Origin of the sequence: Nesterenkonia halotolerans (genome assembly GCF_014874065.1) — a bacterium.
Taxonomy (GTDB): Bacteria; Actinomycetota; Actinomycetes; order Actinomycetales; family Micrococcaceae; genus Nesterenkonia; species Nesterenkonia halotolerans.
In genome coordinates this window covers 615,190-631,782 of record NZ_JADBEE010000001.1, presented here as the reverse complement: position 1 = coordinate 631,782, position 16,593 = coordinate 615,190, and the positions used below count along the sequence as shown (strand labels likewise).

The following is a 16,593-nucleotide window of genomic DNA, read 5'->3' as shown; positions in this document are numbered from 1 at the left end:
CAGGACTTACCGAAGTGGTGTCTCGTTGGTACGGTGAGCGTATGACTATGGATCCTCGCGTGGCACTCAACGCGCTGACAAACGCTCTTGAAGAGCACCTCTCCGCCTCGATGAATCGCCGTGGAGATGAGGATCCGGCAGTCGAATCGGCCTTCTACAACATCTCTGATGCGTTCGAGGCGTACGAGGATGCGCTCTTCGCCGCCAGCGGTGAGGTGACCCCGCTGGATCTCTATGACGAGGAGGACGGCGAGGACGACCTCGACGAGGACGAGGATTCCGAGGATGACCCGGACCTCGACTCGGAGGAAGAGATCTACGAGGACGAGGAAGAAGAGCAGCGCTAGCCCTCCGCGGCGTCCAAGCCGCATCTGATCAGCACCGACACCGCTGTCGCTCACCGCGGGTCGAGCCTTGATGCTCTAAGCTCGGCGTGTGCAGTGGATTGAAGCGATCATACTCGGACTGGTCCAGGGGCTGACCGAATTCCTCCCCATCTCCTCCTCTGCGCACCTGCGCATCGTGGGGGAGTTCCTTCCCGGTGCGGCAGATCCAGGGGCGGCGTTCACGGCCATCACCCAGCTCGGCACCGAGCTGGCGGTGCTGGTCTATTTCTGGCGCGACATTGTGCGCATCGTCAAAGCATGGTTCGCCGCTCTCGCCGGCAAGCTGCCGCATTCCGACGCCGATGTGCGGATGGGCTGGCTGATCATCATCGGCACCATCCCGATCGTGGTGCTCGGACTGCTGCTCGAGGACATGATCGAATCGGTCTTCCGCACGCTCTGGCTCACCGCCACCATGCTGGTCGTCTTCGCCGTCGCGCTGGCCTTCGCCGACGCCTACGGCAAACAGCGCAAACCGCTGGATCAGCTCAGCGTGCGCGACGGCGTCATCTTCGGCTTCGCCCAGGCCATGGCATTGATCCCGGGCGTCTCCCGCTCGGGCGGATCCATCACCGCAGGCCTGCTGCTGGGGTACACCCGCGAGGCCGCGGCCCGCTACTCCTTCCTGCTCGCCATCCCCGCCGTGTTCGGCTCCGGGTTCTACAAGCTCTTCGGCTCGCTGGGCGAACAGGCCGGCCCCTATTCGATGGGTCAGACCCTGCTGGCGACCACCGTCGGCTTCTTCGTGGCCTATGTGATCATCGGGTGGTTCCTGAAATACGTGTCCAACAACTCGTACACGATCTTCGTCAACTACCGGATCCTGCTGGGTCTCTTCGTCTACATCATGCTGGGTCTCGGAATCATCAACGCCTGATCGGCGTTGGACCTCTGAGACCCGTCGCGCTGACGACCCCGTCGCCCGACTCCTGACCCCAACGGTGAAAGGACCTCTGCGTGAAATCGTGGACCTCCCCGGACGTGCCCGCCCTGCCTGCGCTGCCCGAGAACCTGCAGCTGCATGACACCTCCACAGGGGCGCTGGTGCCGGTGGAGTCTGACGACGGCGTGGGGTCGATCTATGTCTGTGGCATCACCCCCTATGACGCCACTCACCTGGGTCACGCCAACACCTACGTGCAGTTCGACCTGCTGGTCCGCTATTGGCGCGCCGCCGGGCTTCAAGTGAACTACGTGCAGAATGTCACCGACATCGACGATCCGCTCCTCGAGCGAGCCACCGCCACCGGCGTCGACTGGTTCGACCTGGCGCAGCAGCAGACCGAGCTCTTCCGCGAGGACATGTCAGCGCTGGGAGTGATCGCCCCCGATGCCTATCTGGGCGCCGTCGAGACGATCCCGGTGGTGGCTCAGGACGTGGAGCGGCTGGTCGAGCTCGGCATGGCCTACCCTGTGCCGGTTCCGGTCCAGGAGCTCGCCGAGGGTGTGCAGCCCGGTGCTGCTGAAGCCTTCGACATCTACTTCGACACCGCCCAGGCCGAGGCGAGCACTCCGTGGACCCTGGGCAGCATCGGCAACTACGACCGCGCCCAGATGGAGGAGCTCTTCCCGCAGCGCGGCGGTGACCCGCAGCGGCCGCACAAGCGCGACCCGCTGGATCCGCTGCTCTGGCGAGCTCGCCGCGACGGGGAGCCGCACTGGGATGGCCGCAGCCTCGGCGAGGGCAGGCCCGGATGGCACATCGAATGTTCGGTGATCGCCCGGCGCCACCTCCCCGCCCCGTTCATGGTCCAGGGAGGCGGGTCCGACCTGCGCTTCCCGCACCACGAGTTCAGCGCCGCCCACGCCACAGCCGCCGACGGCGTCGCCCTGGCCAGCACCTATATGCACACCGGAATGGTCGGCCTGGACGGCGAGAAGATGTCCAAGTCCAAGGGCAACCTGGTGCTCTCCTCTCGACTGCGCGCCGAGGGCATCGACCCTCAGGTGATCCGCACGCTGCTGCTCTCGCACCACTACCGCGAGGACTGGAGCTACGCGCCGGACCAGCTGCGCACCGCTGCCCAGCGGTGGACGCGGTGGAACCAGGCACTCGCCTCAGCGCCGGAGACCGACCGCTTCGGCGAGCTCGGCACGGACTCCGCCGTCGCCGATGACCTTCAGTACGCCCTGCACTCGGCGCTGTCACAGAACCTCAACGCCCCGGCCGCACTCGAGACGCTCGACATGTGGGCCGACGGTCAGCTGGCAGCAGATTCAAGCCGGGAGCGCGTGGCCGCCGTGGTCAAGGCGCTGCTGGGGATCGAGCTGCTGGCCGCCGAGCCGGCGCACAGCATGGCCGCCTCGGGAGTCGAGGCGCTGGGCTGAGCCCCCGAGCTCAGCTCTCCGGCGGCTTGCGACGGCGCAGGTAGCGTTCGAACTCCTGGGCGATCGCCTCGCCGCTGGCCTCGGGCAGGTTCGTCGTGTCCGTGGCCTCCTCAAGCTGCTTGACGTAGTCGGCGATCTCCGTGTCCTCCTCGGCGAGATCATCGACGCCGCGCTCCCAGGCCTCCGCGTCCTCGGCCACTTCACTCTCATCCAGCGTCAGACCCAGCAGGTCCTCGAGCTCACGCATGATGGCCAGCTGCGCCTTCGGTGAGGGAGCCTGACCCACATAGTGGGGGATCGCGGCCCACAGCGACACCGCCGGCAGTCCTGCCTGCGCCGCCGTATGGGCGAGCACACCCACGATCCCGGTGGGGCCCTCATAGCTGGGCTCGTCGATCTCGAGGATCTCCTGCAGCGCCACGTCCTCGCTGGAGAGTGAGGCCGGAATCGGTCGAGTGTGCGGGACATCGGCGAGCAGTGCGCCCACCAGGACGATCCCGGAGACGTCGTTCTCTGCCGCGCGGGTCAGGATGTCTGCGGTGAAGGCCTGCCAGCGGAAGCTTGGTTCCACGCCGTGGACCAGCAGCAGATCGACAGCGGCGCGCGCCGGACGGGCACGGTAGATCTTCGTCGAAGGCCAGATGATCTCGCGGTGACCGCCGGTGCTGCGCACCTTGGGTCGGGAGAACTGGTAGTCGTAATATCCCTCGTCCTCGACCTTCCCGATCAGCTCCGCGCCGCAGGCCTGACCGACTGCGCGCACGGCGGAGGAGGCGGCCGCCCCGGCGTCGTTCCAGCCCTCGAAGGCCATGACCATCACGGTGGGACGCGACCCGCGGCTCTGGCCCTCTTCAGCGGTGGCTGCCGCAGACTGCGTCGCGCGCAGGTGCTCGGCGAAGCGCTGAGCGAAGCCTTCAGGCACGGAGCCTTCTCCGGCGGGCAGTTCAGCTCCCGGATCAGTGCCGTCAGCGGAGGTGTCCTCCGGGGGGATCTCTTCATTCACGCAACTCACACTATCCCCCTGAGGTACGCATTAGAAGCGTACGATGTTGCCCATGTCTTCGACCTTCCCCTCAGCCGTGCAGACCAGGACAGAGCAGCCAGATGATGCCCCCGCGGAGGTCACCGGAGCGCTGCAGGCGGTGTTCTGGGACATGGACGGCACCATGGTCGACACCGAGCCGTTCTGGATCTCAGAGGAGCGCAGCCTGGTCGAGGCGCACGGCGGCGTCTGGACTGAGGAGCAGGCGCACAGCCTCGTCGGACAGGCCCTCACGCACAGCGCCGCCGTGCTCCAAGAGGCCGGCGTGGCGATGACCTCCCGCGAGATCATCGATCACCTCATCACCCGCGTCGCGGCTCGTGCCCAGGCCGATATGCCGTGGCGCCCCGGTGCCCGCGAGCTGCTCGCCGATCTCCACGCCGCCGGCGTGCGCTGCGCGCTGGTGACGATGAGCGAGAAGCCTCTCGCTGAAGCGGTCGCCGCTGCGCTGCCGAGCGGGCAGATGGAGTTCATCGTCAGCGGTGACATGGTCTCCCGCGGCAAACCCGATCCAGAGGCCTATCTGCAGGCCTTCCAAAAGATGGCGGCGGACCACCAGCAGCGCACCGGCGTCGAGCTGCAGATGAACCGCTGCATCGCGATCGAGGACTCGATCCCCGGGGTCTCCTCCGCCGCCGACTCGGGACTGGTCACCATCGCGGTGCCGCATTACACGCCGATCCCCGAGGATGGCCGCTGGCAGCTGCTCCCGGGCCTCAGTGGAGTCGACGCGGCCAGCCTCGAACAGCTCCTGCCCCGATGACCTCTCGCCCCGGCGCCGGCGCACGCCGCTCCGCGCGGATGCGGATCGCCGGGGTGCCCGTCCGCTTCCGCGCCTCCTGGTTCCTGGTCAGCGGAGCCATCGTGCTGCTGTTCGGTCCCCAGGTGCAGCGCATCTTCCCAGAACTGGGACTCCTGGCCTATGCCGTGGCCCTCGGCTATGCGCTGCTGCTGATGCTCTCGGTGCTCGCCCACGAACTTGCCCACGCGCTGGCCGCGAGATCCTTCGGCTGGCCTGCCACCGAGATCGAGCTCAACCTCTGGGGCGGTCACACCGAGTTTCTCGCACACCGCGCCACCCCGGTGAAGTCTCTTGCGGTCTCCCTGGCGGGTCCGGCGGCGAACCTGGTGATCGCCGGTCTCGGCTGGTACTTCTCCGGACTCTTCGAACTGACAGGGGTGGCCGCGCTGCTGGTCCAGGTCACCGTCCTGGTGAACTTCATGGTCGGGGTCTTCAACCTGCTGCCCGGTCTGCCGCTCGACGGCGGACGCATCGTGGAATCCGCCGTCTGGGGCGCCACCGGGAGCCAGGACCGCGGACTGCGCGCGGCAGGGTGGGGCGGCCGCGTCGTCGTCGTGCTGCTGCTGAGCGGACTGGCTGTGCTGGTGATCACCGGGGTCCGGGAGATCAGCCTGGTGGTGGTCGTGGTGGCCGTGATGGTGAGCTTCTTCCTCTGGCAGGGCGCCTCGGAGAGCATCAAGGTGGCCAACGCGCGGCTGATCAGGTCTCGCTGACCAGCGTGCTTCTCGGTGCGTGAACGCGCACAGCGCCGAGGGACTCGACAGCGATAGGCTGAACGCAGAACCCAGCTTCGGCGGCCACATTCCTGGTCCTCGGAGCGACAGCCCCTCAGAGAGCGAGATTCAGTGAGCACCAGCGCCTCCGGCGAGTCCCCGTCGACGACCACCTCCGGCCCCATCGGAGCACATATGCGCTCAGGACCGCTGCGCGCAGGTCAGCGGGTTCAGCTCACCGACCGCAGGGGCCGGCCGAGCACCATCACGCTGCAGCCTGGCGGAGAATGGCACACCCATCAGGGCGTGCTGCGACACGACCTGCTCATCGGTGCCAGCGAGGGCATCCTGGTGGCCAATGACGCGGGTCATGAGTACCAGGTGCTGCGCCCGCTGCTCAACGACTTCGTGCTCTCCATGCCCCGTGGCGCGACCGTGGTCTACCCGAAGGACTCCGCGCAGATCGTGCAGGTCGCTGACATCTTCCCTGGGGCTCGGGTGGTCGAGGCCGGCGTCGGCTCCGGCGCGCTGTCGATCTCACTGCTGCGCGCCGTGGGGGAGAACGGGGTGCTGCACTCCTATGAGCGGCGTGCTGACTTCAAGGACATCGCAGTCGGAAACGTCGAGGCCTTCTTCGGCGAGTCCCACCCCGGCTGGGAGGTCCACCTCGGTGACATGCAGGAGGAGGTCCTCACCGTGGAGGAGCCCGGCTGCGTGGACCGGGTGGTGCTGGACATGCTCGCACCCTGGGAATGCCTGGATGCGGTGAAGACCGTGCTGGCACCCGGAGGAGTCTGGGTCAGCTATGTGGCCTCCGTGACCCAGCTGTCCCGTCTGGCCGAGGAGATCCGCTCCTCCCAGGGCTTCACCGAGCCCGAGGCCCACGAGACCATGCTGCGCACCTGGCATCTGGACGGACTGGCCGTGCGACCCGATCACCGCATGGTGGCGCACACCGGCTTCCTGCTCTCCGCGCGACGTCTCGCCGATGACCAGACGCCCTTGCAGCTGAAGAAGCGCGAAAAGGTCTCCACGGTGAGCGAGGAGGACCGCGCCGCATGGCCCGCCAACGATCCCGACGCTGTCTGGGACGAGGCAAGCCTGAAGACCCGCACCGTCTCGGGGAAGAAGAGCCGCAAGGCTGCGGCCTACTCGCAGAAGATCGCCGCACAGGCCAAGGAGGTGTTCACCCGTGAGTGAGCAGACAGGCAGCGAGGCCCAGCAGCAGAGCCGTGAATCCCAGCAGCTGCAGGACCGGCTGAACCAGGCCCATCGACAGCTGGACACGCTGCGCAGCCGTGCGAAGCAGCTCGAGGCCCAGCTGCAGAGCGCCGGACGGAACAACCAGCGCATGGTGGATGTGCTGGAGACCACCCGCAACGAGATCTCCGAGCTGCGCAATGCGCTGCAGGCTGATGGGCAGGCGCCCTTCACCTTCGGCACCGTGATCGGCTACCGCGCGGCCCACGAACAGGTGGCCGGCCGCGAGATCCAGGCCACCACGGTGGCCGGGGTCGACATCCTCCAGGCAGGACGCAAGCTGCGTGTGAGCCTCTCCCCGCTGATCACGCCCGAGGAGCTCCAGGCCGGGGACGAGGTGCTGCTCAATGAGAACTTCACCATCGTGGCCGTCCTCGGCGCCGAGCGGACCGGCGAGCTCGCGCGGGTCAAGGAAGTGCTGCCCGACTCCCGTCTGGTGATCGTCTCCCGTGGCGAGGACGAACGCGTGGTGACCCTCACCGCCGCCGCACAGGCGCAGGCCGCCGCCGAGGGGCTGCACAGCGCCCGCGTCGGCGACGCCGTGATGGTGGACCTGCGCACCGGCACCGCCACCGAGATCGTCCCGCTCTCGGAGGTGGAGGACGTGGTGCTCGAAGAGTCACCGGATATCTCCTACTCGGACATCGGTGGGCTCTCCGAGCAGATCGAGGCCATCCGCGACGCCGTGGAGCTGCCGTTCCTGCACGCCGACCTCTACCAGGAGCACGGTCTGCGCGCGCCCAAGGGCATCCTGCTCTACGGTCCGCCCGGCTGCGGAAAGACCATGATCGCCAAGGCGGTGGCCAGCTCGCTGGCCGGGGACGGCGGCGACGCAGCCTCTGACGGCCAGGGCACGGGAGCCTTCTTCCTGAACATCAAGGGCCCCGAGCTGCTGAACAAGTACGTCGGCGAGACCGAGCGGCACATCCGCGTGATCTTCTCCCGCGCTCGCGAGCGTGCCTCCTCCGGCCAGCCCGTGGTGGTCTTCTTCGATGAGATGGAGGCCCTGTTCCGCACGCGCGGCAGCGGCGTCTCCTCCGATGTGGAGACCACCATCGTGCCGCAGCTGCTGGCGGAGATCGACGGCGTGGAGTCGCTGGAGAACGTGATCGTCATCGGCGCCTCCAACCGGGAAGACATGATCGACCCGGCCATCCTGCGGCCCGGCCGGCTGGATGTGAAGATCCGCGTGCAGCGACCCGGCCGCGAAGGCGCCGGAGAGATCCTCGGCATCCACCTCGGCGGAGCCGTCCCGCTGCACCCTGACCTGCTCGCGGAGCATGGCGACCGGTCCTCGGCCGTGGCGTTCCTCGTCGATTCGCTGCTGGACCGGCTCTTCCCGGCGACCCAGCAGGCGCGCCTTCGCCTGATCCATGCCGATGGGACGTCCACGCCCTTCCAGGCCGCCGACTTCATGTCGGGGGCGGTGCTCAGCAACATCGTGGACCGGGCGAAGAAGGCCGCGATCAAGGACTTCCTGGGCTCCGGCACCGATCCGGCGCAGAAGGGTCTCACCCTGGACCACCTCTACGGCGCCGCCGAGGAGGAGCTCAAAGACCAGGAGGATCTGGTGAACACCTCGGATCCACAGGCCTGGTCCCGCGTCGTCGGCGCCTCGGCCTCTCCCGTGGTGCGGATTGAGCGGCCCGTTGCCGGAGGCTCGGTCGCCGGGGACGCCACAGCCGGGGACGCCGCAGCCGGAGCGCTCGCGGAGGAGCGGGGACGGCGATGAGCGTGCGCAGGCTGATCGGCATGGAGACCGAATACGGGATCCACGCCCCTGCCAATCCCAGGGCCAGCCATGTGGCGCTGTCCATCGAGCTGGTCAACGCCTACGCCGCCCACGTCACCGAGGCCGGCGGGTCCGTGGCGGGCACCGAATGGGACTATCAGTCGGAGTCCCCGCTGGTGGACGCCCGCGGCTGGGTGCTTCCGCGCTCCGCCGCCCACCCTTCGCAGCTCACCGACACGGGGGAGGCCTTGGACCACGCGCGCCACGACGAGGCGCTGAGCTACGCCACCGAGCAGGAGTCCGGCCAGGGGCCGGTCCGCGACGCACTGGGAAACGTCAGCGGGGGAGACCCCAGCCCGGCCGACGTCGCGGGTGCCTTCCATGCGCCGGGATCCGCGCATTGGCGCGGCGACTACTTCACGCCGCGGGAGGGCCAGCCGCAGCTGCTGATGAACCTGGTGCTGGGCAACGGCGCACGGCTCTATGTGGACCACGCCCACCCCGAGTATTCCTCCCCCGAGGCGCTCGGTGCGCGCCGCGCCGTGCTCTACGACGTCGCCGGTGACCGGGTGGTCCGCGCCGCGGCGCAGCGGCTGAGCCGAGAGGAGCACTCCCCGCAGGTGCTGCTGTACAAGAACAACACGGACAACAAGTCCGTCTCCTACGGCGCCCACGAGAACTATCTGGTCCCGCGGGCGGTGCGGTTCGACGCGCTGGTGGCCGGGCTGCTTCCCTTCTTCGCGTCACGGCAGGTCATCTGCGGCGCCGGACGGGTCGGGATCGGCCAGACCAGCGGGGAGCCGGGCTACCAGATCTCCCAGCGCGCCGACTTCTTCGAGGAGGAGGTCGGTCTGGAGACGACCGTGCGTCGGCCCATCATCAACACCCGCGACGAGCCCCATGCCGATCAGGACCGGTTCCGGCGGCTGCATGTCATCATCGGCGATGCCAATATGAGTGAGTACTCGGCCTGGCTGCGAGTGGGCACCACCGCGCTGGTGCTGGACCTGATCGAGTCTGGACGCGCTCCGGAGATCACCCTCGAGGACCCCGTGGCGGCGCTCAAGACGATCTCCCATGATCCGAGCCTGCGCGCCACGGTGCCGACCTCGCAGGGAGCGCTCACCGCGGTGGAGATCCAGCAGCTCTACCTGCAGGCCGCCATGGACTGGTCTCAGGAGAAGACCGGGCCCGAGTCCACCCCCGCGGTTCCCGACACCGAGACCGCCGAAGTCCTCGAAGCCTGGCAGGAGCTGCTGCGGGACCTCACCGACGACGTCTTCAGCGCCGCGGACCGAGTCGACTGGGTGGCGAAGCTCTCCCTGCTCGAGTCCTACCGGCGCCGCGACGGCCTGGGCTGGGCGGCTCCCGTCCTGGCCATGGTGGACCTGCAGTACGCCGATCTCCGCGAGGAGAAGGGCCTCTACTACAAGCTCGCGCGCGCCGGCAGGATGCGGCGGCTCTTCACCGACCAGCAGATCGCCGCGGCCGCGGAGCACCCACCCGAGGAGACCAGGGCCTGGCTTCGCGGACGGCTGGTGAGTCAACACCCCGACGTCGTCGTCGGTGCCAGCTGGGACCAGGTCCTGCTGCGTGCCGATGCCCTGGCCCCCACGGTGCGACTGGGGCTCCCGGATCCCTATTCGGGGACCCGTGCGGCTGCGGAGAATACACTTGTCAGCGCGGCGACCAACGCGGACCTCATCACCGGACTCCAGCGTCTGCTGGGCCGGTGACGCTGCTCGGCCATTAAAGGAGAGAACCATGTCTACTCAACCGCAGAAGCGACCCCACGGCGGAGACGACGACGGCGGACCCGACGCTGAGGCGACACCGGGTAGCGGAAGCGCCCAGGCTCAGAAGCGCGCCGGGGAGCTGGACAGCATGCTGGATGAGATCGACTCGGTGCTGGAGTCCAACGCCGAGGAGTTCGTCAAGGGTTTCGTCCAGAAGGGCGGCGAGTAGCACCTCATGGAGCGTCGTGTCTTCGGGGTGGAGACCGAGTTCGGGATCACCCACCAGGGTGGCGAGCATCGCGGGCTGCCGCCTGACGAGCTGGCCCGCTACATCTTCCGGCCCGTGCTGAAATGGGGCCGGAGCTCCAACGTCTTCATCCCCAATGCCTCGCGGCTGTATCTCGATGTCGGCTCGCACCCCGAGTACGCCACCGCGGAATGCGATGACCTGCTGGATCTCATCGCCTCTGATCGGGCCGGCGAGCTGATCATGCATGATCTCGCGCAGCGCGCCCAGGCGGCCATGGCTGAGGACGGATTCGACGGCAGCGTCTATCTGCTCAAGAACAACGTGGACTCCCAGGGCAACTCCTATGGCAGCCACGAGAACTACATGATCCCGCGCACCACCCACTTCCGCCGTCTCTCCACGATCCTGCTGCCCTTCCTGGTCACCCGACAGATCCTCGTCGGCGCCGGACGACTCGTGCCGGCCACCGACGAGACCCCGGCGCACTACGCGTTCTCGCAGCGCGCCGATCACATGTGGGAGGGCATCTCTTCGGCCACCACGCGCTCACGGCCGATCATCAACACCCGGGACGAGCCGCATGCCGATGCGGCGCTGCACCGTCGGCTGCATGTGATCGTCGGAGATTCCAACATGTCCGAGACCACGAGCCTGCTGCGCTACGGCGCCACCGACCTGGTGCTGCGCATGGTCGAGTCCGGCGTGCCGGTGGGAGACTTCGAGCTGGAGAACCCGATCGGGGCCATCCGTCACATCAGCCACGACATCACTGGCACCGCCACCGTGAAGGTCCGCAATGGTCCCGAGATGACCGCCGTGGACATCCAATCGGGTCTGCTGGACCGGGCCCGGCGGTTCGTCCGGGAGAACGGGGCGCACCACGCCCAGGTGGAGCAGATCTTCGAGCTCTGGGAACGCACCCTGCAGGCGGTCGCCAGCGGAGACCACAGTTCGATCGAACGCGACATCGATTGGGCGATCAAGAAGCGTCTGCTCACCGACGTCGCCGAACGAGGCGGGCTTCGCCAGGGGCATCCGAAGCTGGAGCAGCTGGACATGGCCTACCACGACGTCCACCCGCGACGAGGGGTCTTCAATGTGCTCGCCGCGCACGGCAGGGTCAGCACCCAGCTGCAGCCGGAGCGGATCGAGCGTGCCATCGTGGACCCGCCGAGCACCACTCGAGCGGCCCTGCGCGGTCGGTTCCTCTCCACGGCGCGTGCGCTGGGGGCGGAGCACACCGTGGACTGGGTGCACCACAAGCTGGTGGACCGTCCGCTGGACGCGCTCATGCTCAAGGACCCGCTGCTCGCAGACGATCCGCGTCTGGACACGCTGCTGGCGAAGCTGGGTGATCGTGTCGAGACGCTGCGCGAGCAGAACCTGGCGCAGCGCCGGGAACAGGCGGTGCCGCTGGCGCTGAGTGAGCGCTATACGCTTGCTTCTCCCCGGGAGTTTGCTGAGCCTCCGCTGATCTGACGAACCTGGTATCCGGCCTGTACAGTGCTGGCAGGTCCCAGACCGTGTCTCGGTCGCTGTCCACCTCGAAGGAATCATTGTGCATCGTTCGTTCCGCCGCACCACTGTGGCACTTTCCGTTCCGGCGGTCCTGCTGCTGTCCTCCTGCTCCACCGAGGGCCTGGGCGACACCGATGCCCTCTCCGGCGTCGAGCTGCACTACACCGAGGAGGGCGCCCCCGAGGTCATTCTGCGCAACCCGCTCGAGATCGAGGAAGAGGCGTCCCGAGTCCTCGACCGTGGTGACGGGGAGGACCTGGACGAGGAGCAGATCCTCGAGGTCTCCCACGCTGTGGTCGACCCCGAGACCGGCGAGGTCCAGGAGGAGAGCTTCACGGAGGGCGACCCTTCGATGGTCTTCCTGCCCCAGATGCAGGAGCAGAGTGAGTTCATCTTCGACTCGCTGACCGACACCGATCTGACGGTGGGCTCCGAGATCGCCCTCTTCGAACCTGCCAACGCCGAGTCACAGGCCCCCGCCACGCTGCTGGTGCTGCGCGTGGAGGGCCAGTCCGAGGCCTACGCCACCGGTGAGGCCCAGGAGCAGAGTGGAGACCTCCCGGAGATCGAGAGCACCGAGGGTGAGGCTCCCGCGCTCGCCGGAGAGATCACCGGGGACGCCCCGGAGGAGACCACCTCCGAGGTCCTGATCCAGGGCGACGGTGACGAGATCGCCGCCGACGACCAGGTCGTCGTCCGCTACTCCGGCTGGAAGTACTCTGACGGCGAGGAGTTCGACTCCAACTGGCCCACCGACGACGAAGAGGCCGATCCAGGCCCGGCAGGATTCCCGCTGGCGAACCTGGTTCCAGGCTGGGCCGAAGCGCTGGAGGGCAAGCAGGTCGGTTCCCGGGTGCTGATGGTCATTCCGCCTGAGGCCGGCTATGGCGAGGTCGACGAAGACGCCGAGGAAGGCGCCCAGAATGAGCTTGCGGGGGAGACCCTGATCTTCGTGGTGGACCTCATCGCCTCTGCGGACGCACCCGAGCCCGCTGCAGCCACCGCTCCGGAGTCCGGACAGCCTGAGCTCACCGAAGAAGAGATTCAGGAGATGATCGAAGAGATGGAGGGCCAGCAGGAGGGCGGCGCCGAGGGTGGCGACGCGGGCTCCGGCGGCGACTCCGAGAACACTGACGAGAACCAGAACGAAGAGGAGACCGAGTAATGTCCTTCGGCCAGCGCAGCTACGACCGCACCCGTCCTGAGATCGACTTTCCCGGAGACACCCCGCCGCAGGAGCTCGTCATCGAGGAACTGATCTCCGGCGGCGGTCACGCCGTGGAACCGGGGGACCAGATCTCCTGCCACTACGTGGGCGTCTCCTGGTCCACCGGCGAGGAGTTCGACGCCTCCTGGAACCGTGGTGAGACCCTCGACTTCACCGCCGGCATCGGACAGGTCATCCAGGGCTGGGACCAGGGGCTCATCGGCATGAAGGAGGGCGCCCGGCGCCGCTTCGAGATTCCGCCGCACCTGGCCTACGGCGAGCAGGGTGCCGGCGCTGCCATCGGTCCGAACGAGACCCTGATCTTCGTGGTGGACCTGGTCAGCGTCCGCAAGGCTTCCTGACCTGCGGCTGTGACGGACCCGCAGCACGCCGGCACGGCCACGCCTCTCGACTCCACGCCTCTCGACTCCGCGGCGGCTGAGCCCCCCGCGGAGTCGCAGGGAGCCTCCGCTCAGGAGGACGAGCTGCAGGACGTCTACGCCGACTACGGCGTGGCTCGAGCGTTCTCCCTGGCCGCCAGCATCCTCGACGCGGGCAGCGGCGGGCTGACCAAGACCGAGATCCGTGAGCGGGTCGAGCACTACCGCTCCTTCGGTCAGGGCCAGTCCGAGGACGCCTGGGAACGGCTGTTCAGCCGCGACAAGGACCACCTGCGCGGCTGCGGGATCGCGATCGCAGAACCGGCCGCCGACCGGGACGACTACCGGTACCGCATCGACCCGGATGACTATGGACTCCCGGCGCTCCAGCTCACCGATGCCGAGAGCCTCGTCCTGACCCGTGCGAGCCAGCTGTGGTCGGGGAGCCGGACGCGCTCATGGCTGGAGCAGGCGAGCTGGGCGCTGTCCACGGAGTCTGCCGCCTCGCTTCGATCCGAGGACCAGGCAGGTGCGCTGAGCTTCAACCTGGGCAGCGACGACGAGTTCGACCGACTCACCGAGCTCGCGGCGTTCGATGCCGGCACGGTCGTCGGATTCGACTACTCCGCGCGCGGTGCCGCCCAACCAGCGCCTCGACGGGTCGTGCTGCTGGACTACGCAGCCCGTGGACACTGGTACCTGATCGGTCATGACCTGGACCGAGACGCCCGTCGCGTCTTTCGGCTCGATCGTGTGCACGGGCCGATCAGCACCCTGACACCGCAGCCCCGACTCACCGAGGAGCAGCGCAGCGCCGTCGCCGGGGCGGACGCCCGTGCCGCGCTCGAGGCGTTCACCGGTGCCGAGGATCCCGCAGAGCTTCTCCGCGGGGTGCTGGACGCGCACGGCTCTCCGGCCCCTCCGCTTCCGCGGCTCGCACCGGCGGCTCCTGCGCGTCAGGCGGACCCCGCACACCGCAAGGTGGAGCGGGTGCTCTCCATCGCCGCGTATCTGCTCAGCTCTCCGGGCGCGCGTCCCTCGGAGCTGCTGCGCCGACACCAGATCACGCCCAAGCAGCTGCTCAAAGACCTGCTCTCCATCCAGCAGTCAGGCAGCTTCGGTCCAGAACAGTATGGCGAGTTCATCGACGTCGACCCGGCTCCGCCGCTGAACCTCGCGCAGTTCACCGAGGAGTACCTGCCTGCTGATGAGCCGATCACCCTCGCGATGCCCTCGGCGCGCACCGGGGATGTGCTGGCCCGGCCGCTGACGCTGACCAAACCGGGAGCGCTCTCACTCCTGATCGCGCTGAACACGATGATCGGGGAGGCCGAGGCGGCACTCGACCTCTGGCTGCCTGCGGCGGTCTCGCTGCGGGAGAAGATCACCACGGTGCTTCCGGACGGCCTGCAGCGCGCCGCCACCCAGGTGGCCGCTGGAGCGCAGGCGCAGACCCAGGAGGTCTCAGCGCTGCGCGAGGCGGCCCGGAGCGGCACCTGTCTGGAGCTCGTCTACGAGGACGCCGAAGGCACGCGCACCCGCCGGATCGTGGAGCCCGCGCAGGTCTACATCGACGGGCCCCGCGTCTACCTGCAGGCCTGGTGCCGACTGGCCCAGGCGCCGCGCAACTTCCTCAGCTCCCGCATCCTTGAGCACACCGCCCTGCCCGAGGAGCCGATCGGCGAACAGGCCCGAGCGCTCGCGCAGACTCCGATGGAACCTCCGCGGCCGCCACGCGGTGCTGGTGGCCTCGACGTCGTCCTTCGCTTCTCCCCGGCGGCCGCCGGCCTCGCCGACCGGTACGCGCCGCAGCGCCAGCGCACCCACACCGACGGTGCCCGCAGCATCAGCACCTGGTTCCAGAGCCGGGAGGCGCTGATCAGGCTGTGCCTGCAGGCGGGCGGCGATATGGCAGTGCTCGCCCCCGCCGAACTGCGCCGCGAAGTCCATGACCGCGCCCGGACACAGCTGTCTGAGCACGAGGGATGAGTGGCGTACCATTGGCCTCGAGGAAAGGACCTGCGCTATGAACATCACCGGCTGGCAGATCGCAATCATTGCTCTGCTCATCATCCTGCTCTTCGGAGCCCCGAAGCTGCCTAAACTGGCCAAGTCATTGGGTCAGTCCATGCGCATCTTCCGGTCTGAGGTGCGCACCATGAGCGAGGAATCCCGGAAGAACTCCGACGACTCCACCGCCTCGGGCGCGGAGGACTCCACCCAGGATCGCGCCCCCGTCGAGGGCCGTGTGCTCAACCCGAATGACCCGACCGCCGAGCAGCAGAACCGTTCCGGAGAGCGGGAGCCACGGGGAGACCACCGCTAACTCGCATGGCCACCACGCAGAAGAGGCGGCGCGACCCCGAGCGGACCATGGCGCTGAAGGATCATCTCCGCGAACTGCGCAATCGCCTCATCAAGGCCGCACTCGGGATCCTGGCCGGCGCCGTCGCGGGCTTCTTCCTCTACGACTGGCTGGTGCAGGTGCTCGCCGAGCCCATCCTCGGCTATGAAGAGGACGGCCGCCTGGCGGACATCGCGTTCAGCACCGTGGGTGGTCCGCTGGACCTCATGATCCGGCTCTCGCTCTTCGTGGGCTTCGTGGTCTCCTCGCCCATCTGGCTCTACCAGATCTGGGCCTTCATCATGCCCGGGCTGCGCAAGACGGAGAAGCGCTACGCCATCGGATTCATCGGCGCCTCCGTCCCGCTGTTCCTCGCCGGCATCGCAGCCGCCTACAGCGTGCTCCCGCAGGCCATCGACTTCTTCCTCGCGCTGAACCCCGAAGGCACGTCCAACATCATCGACCCGGACGTCTACTTCACCTTCGTGCTGCACCTGTTCCTGGCCTTCGGCCTCGCCATGATCATCCCCGTCGTGCTCGTCGGGGTGAACATGATGGGGCTGGTCAGCGGCAAGCAGGTGCTCAAGGCCTGGCGCGGCGTGGTCATGCTGATCGCCGTCGTCTCCGCACTGGCGGCCCCCGGCGGCGACGCGGTCACCATGTTCTTCCTCGCGATCCCGCTCGCCGTGCTCTTCGGCATCGCCATCCTGCTGTGCCTGCTCAATGACAAGCGCCGGGCCAAGCGCGAAGCGCAGACCGACGCCGAGATGGAAGAACTCATCCGGGACTGACCGGGAACCGATCCCACCCCGCCGATCACTTTCCGTCGCATCCCTATGCCATGTCCCACTGCTTTGGACGGAAATAACGAGGGGACATGGCATAGGGATGCGAC

The 16,593-nt window shown here is 68.0% G+C and carries 16 protein-coding genes; 15 read left to right on the top strand and 1 reads right to left on the bottom strand.

Annotated elements, in window-relative coordinates; all coding sequences use genetic code 11:
- Positions 1 to 41: 41 nt before the first annotated feature.
- The 3 genes from H4W26_RS02890 to mshC all read left to right on the top strand — a co-directional run bounded on the left by H4W26_RS02890 (position 42) and on the right by mshC (position 2,714).
- The gene (locus H4W26_RS02890) at positions 42 to 347 is read left to right on the top strand and encodes a primosomal protein (protein ID WP_192590659.1); all 306 of its coding nucleotides are present in this window, start codon (positions 42 to 44) and stop codon (positions 345 to 347) included.
- 88 nt (positions 348 to 435) lie between these two features.
- On the top strand, positions 436 to 1,263 hold the full coding sequence (locus tag H4W26_RS02885) for an undecaprenyl-diphosphate phosphatase (protein ID WP_192590658.1): 828 nt from the start codon (positions 436 to 438) through the stop codon (positions 1,261 to 1,263).
- Between the two features lie 80 nt (positions 1,264 to 1,343).
- A complete protein-coding gene (mshC, locus tag H4W26_RS02880) occupies positions 1,344 to 2,714 on the top strand; it encodes a cysteine--1-D-myo-inosityl 2-amino-2-deoxy-alpha-D-glucopyranoside ligase (protein ID WP_192590657.1) in 1,371 nt (456 codons plus the stop codon).
- A gap of 10 nt (positions 2,715 to 2,724) precedes the next feature.
- Here the strand turns inward: mshC and H4W26_RS02875 are convergent, their stop codons facing one another.
- A complete protein-coding gene (locus tag H4W26_RS02875) occupies positions 2,725 to 3,717 on the bottom strand; it encodes a PAC2 family protein (protein WP_318779747.1) in 993 nt (330 codons plus the stop codon).
- A 52-nt stretch (positions 3,718 to 3,769) separates the two neighbouring features.
- Here H4W26_RS02875 and H4W26_RS02870 point away from each other — a divergent pair, with 52 nt between their 5' ends.
- The 12 genes from H4W26_RS02870 (at position 3,770) to tatC (ending at position 16,489) form a co-directional block, all read left to right on the top strand.
- Positions 3,770 to 4,519, top strand: a complete 750-nt coding sequence (locus tag H4W26_RS02870) for an HAD family hydrolase (protein ID WP_192590656.1) — start codon at positions 3,770 to 3,772, stop codon at positions 4,517 to 4,519.
- On the top strand, positions 4,516 to 5,271 hold the full coding sequence (locus H4W26_RS02865; protein WP_192590655.1) for a site-2 protease family protein: 756 nt from the start codon (positions 4,516 to 4,518) through the stop codon (positions 5,269 to 5,271). Before H4W26_RS02870 ends, H4W26_RS02865 begins: the two co-directional genes overlap by 4 nt.
- 195 nt (positions 5,272 to 5,466) lie before the next feature.
- Positions 5,467 to 6,471 (top strand): tRNA (adenine-N1)-methyltransferase, encoded by a 1,005-nt coding sequence (locus H4W26_RS02860; RefSeq protein ID WP_192591980.1) that lies wholly within the window; start codon positions 5,467 to 5,469, stop codon positions 6,469 to 6,471.
- Positions 6,464 to 8,263, top strand: a complete 1,800-nt coding sequence (arc, locus tag H4W26_RS02855) for a proteasome ATPase (RefSeq protein WP_192590654.1) — start codon at positions 6,464 to 6,466, stop codon at positions 8,261 to 8,263. Before H4W26_RS02860 ends, arc begins: the two co-directional genes overlap by 8 nt.
- Complete coding sequence (gene dop, locus H4W26_RS02850; RefSeq protein WP_192590653.1) at positions 8,260 to 9,999, top strand: depupylase/deamidase Dop; 1,740 nt, start codon at positions 8,260 to 8,262, stop codon at positions 9,997 to 9,999. The genes arc and dop overlap by 4 nt, the downstream gene beginning before the upstream one ends.
- 28 nt (positions 10,000 to 10,027) lie before the next feature.
- Complete coding sequence (locus H4W26_RS02845; RefSeq protein WP_192590652.1) at positions 10,028 to 10,228, top strand: ubiquitin-like protein Pup; 201 nt, start codon at positions 10,028 to 10,030, stop codon at positions 10,226 to 10,228.
- Positions 10,229 to 10,234: 6 nt separating this feature from the next.
- Positions 10,235 to 11,728 carry a Pup--protein ligase gene (pafA, locus tag H4W26_RS02840; protein WP_192590651.1) on the top strand — a complete coding sequence of 498 codons (1,494 nt, stop codon included), beginning with the start codon at positions 10,235 to 10,237 and terminating at the stop codon, positions 11,726 to 11,728.
- A 79-nt stretch (positions 11,729 to 11,807) separates the two neighbouring features.
- Positions 11,808 to 12,932 (top strand): FKBP-type peptidyl-prolyl cis-trans isomerase, encoded by a 1,125-nt coding sequence (locus tag H4W26_RS02835; protein WP_192590650.1) that lies wholly within the window; start codon positions 11,808 to 11,810, stop codon positions 12,930 to 12,932.
- Positions 12,932 to 13,336, top strand: a complete 405-nt coding sequence (locus H4W26_RS02830; RefSeq protein WP_192590649.1) for an FKBP-type peptidyl-prolyl cis-trans isomerase — start codon at positions 12,932 to 12,934, stop codon at positions 13,334 to 13,336. Before H4W26_RS02835 ends, H4W26_RS02830 begins: the two co-directional genes overlap by 1 nt.
- Positions 13,337 to 13,345: 9 nt before the next feature.
- A complete protein-coding gene (locus H4W26_RS02825; RefSeq protein ID WP_192590648.1) occupies positions 13,346 to 15,343 on the top strand; it encodes a helix-turn-helix transcriptional regulator in 1,998 nt (665 codons plus the stop codon).
- 37 nt (positions 15,344 to 15,380) lie between these two features.
- Positions 15,381 to 15,680 carry a Sec-independent protein translocase subunit TatA gene (tatA, locus tag H4W26_RS02820; RefSeq protein ID WP_192590647.1) on the top strand — a complete coding sequence of 100 codons (300 nt, stop codon included), beginning with the start codon at positions 15,381 to 15,383 and terminating at the stop codon, positions 15,678 to 15,680.
- A 5-nt stretch (positions 15,681 to 15,685) separates the two neighbouring features.
- Positions 15,686 to 16,489 carry a twin-arginine translocase subunit TatC gene (tatC, locus tag H4W26_RS02815; protein WP_225939569.1) on the top strand — a complete coding sequence of 268 codons (804 nt, stop codon included), beginning with the start codon at positions 15,686 to 15,688 and terminating at the stop codon, positions 16,487 to 16,489.
- The last annotated feature ends 104 nt before the right edge of the window (positions 16,490 to 16,593 follow it).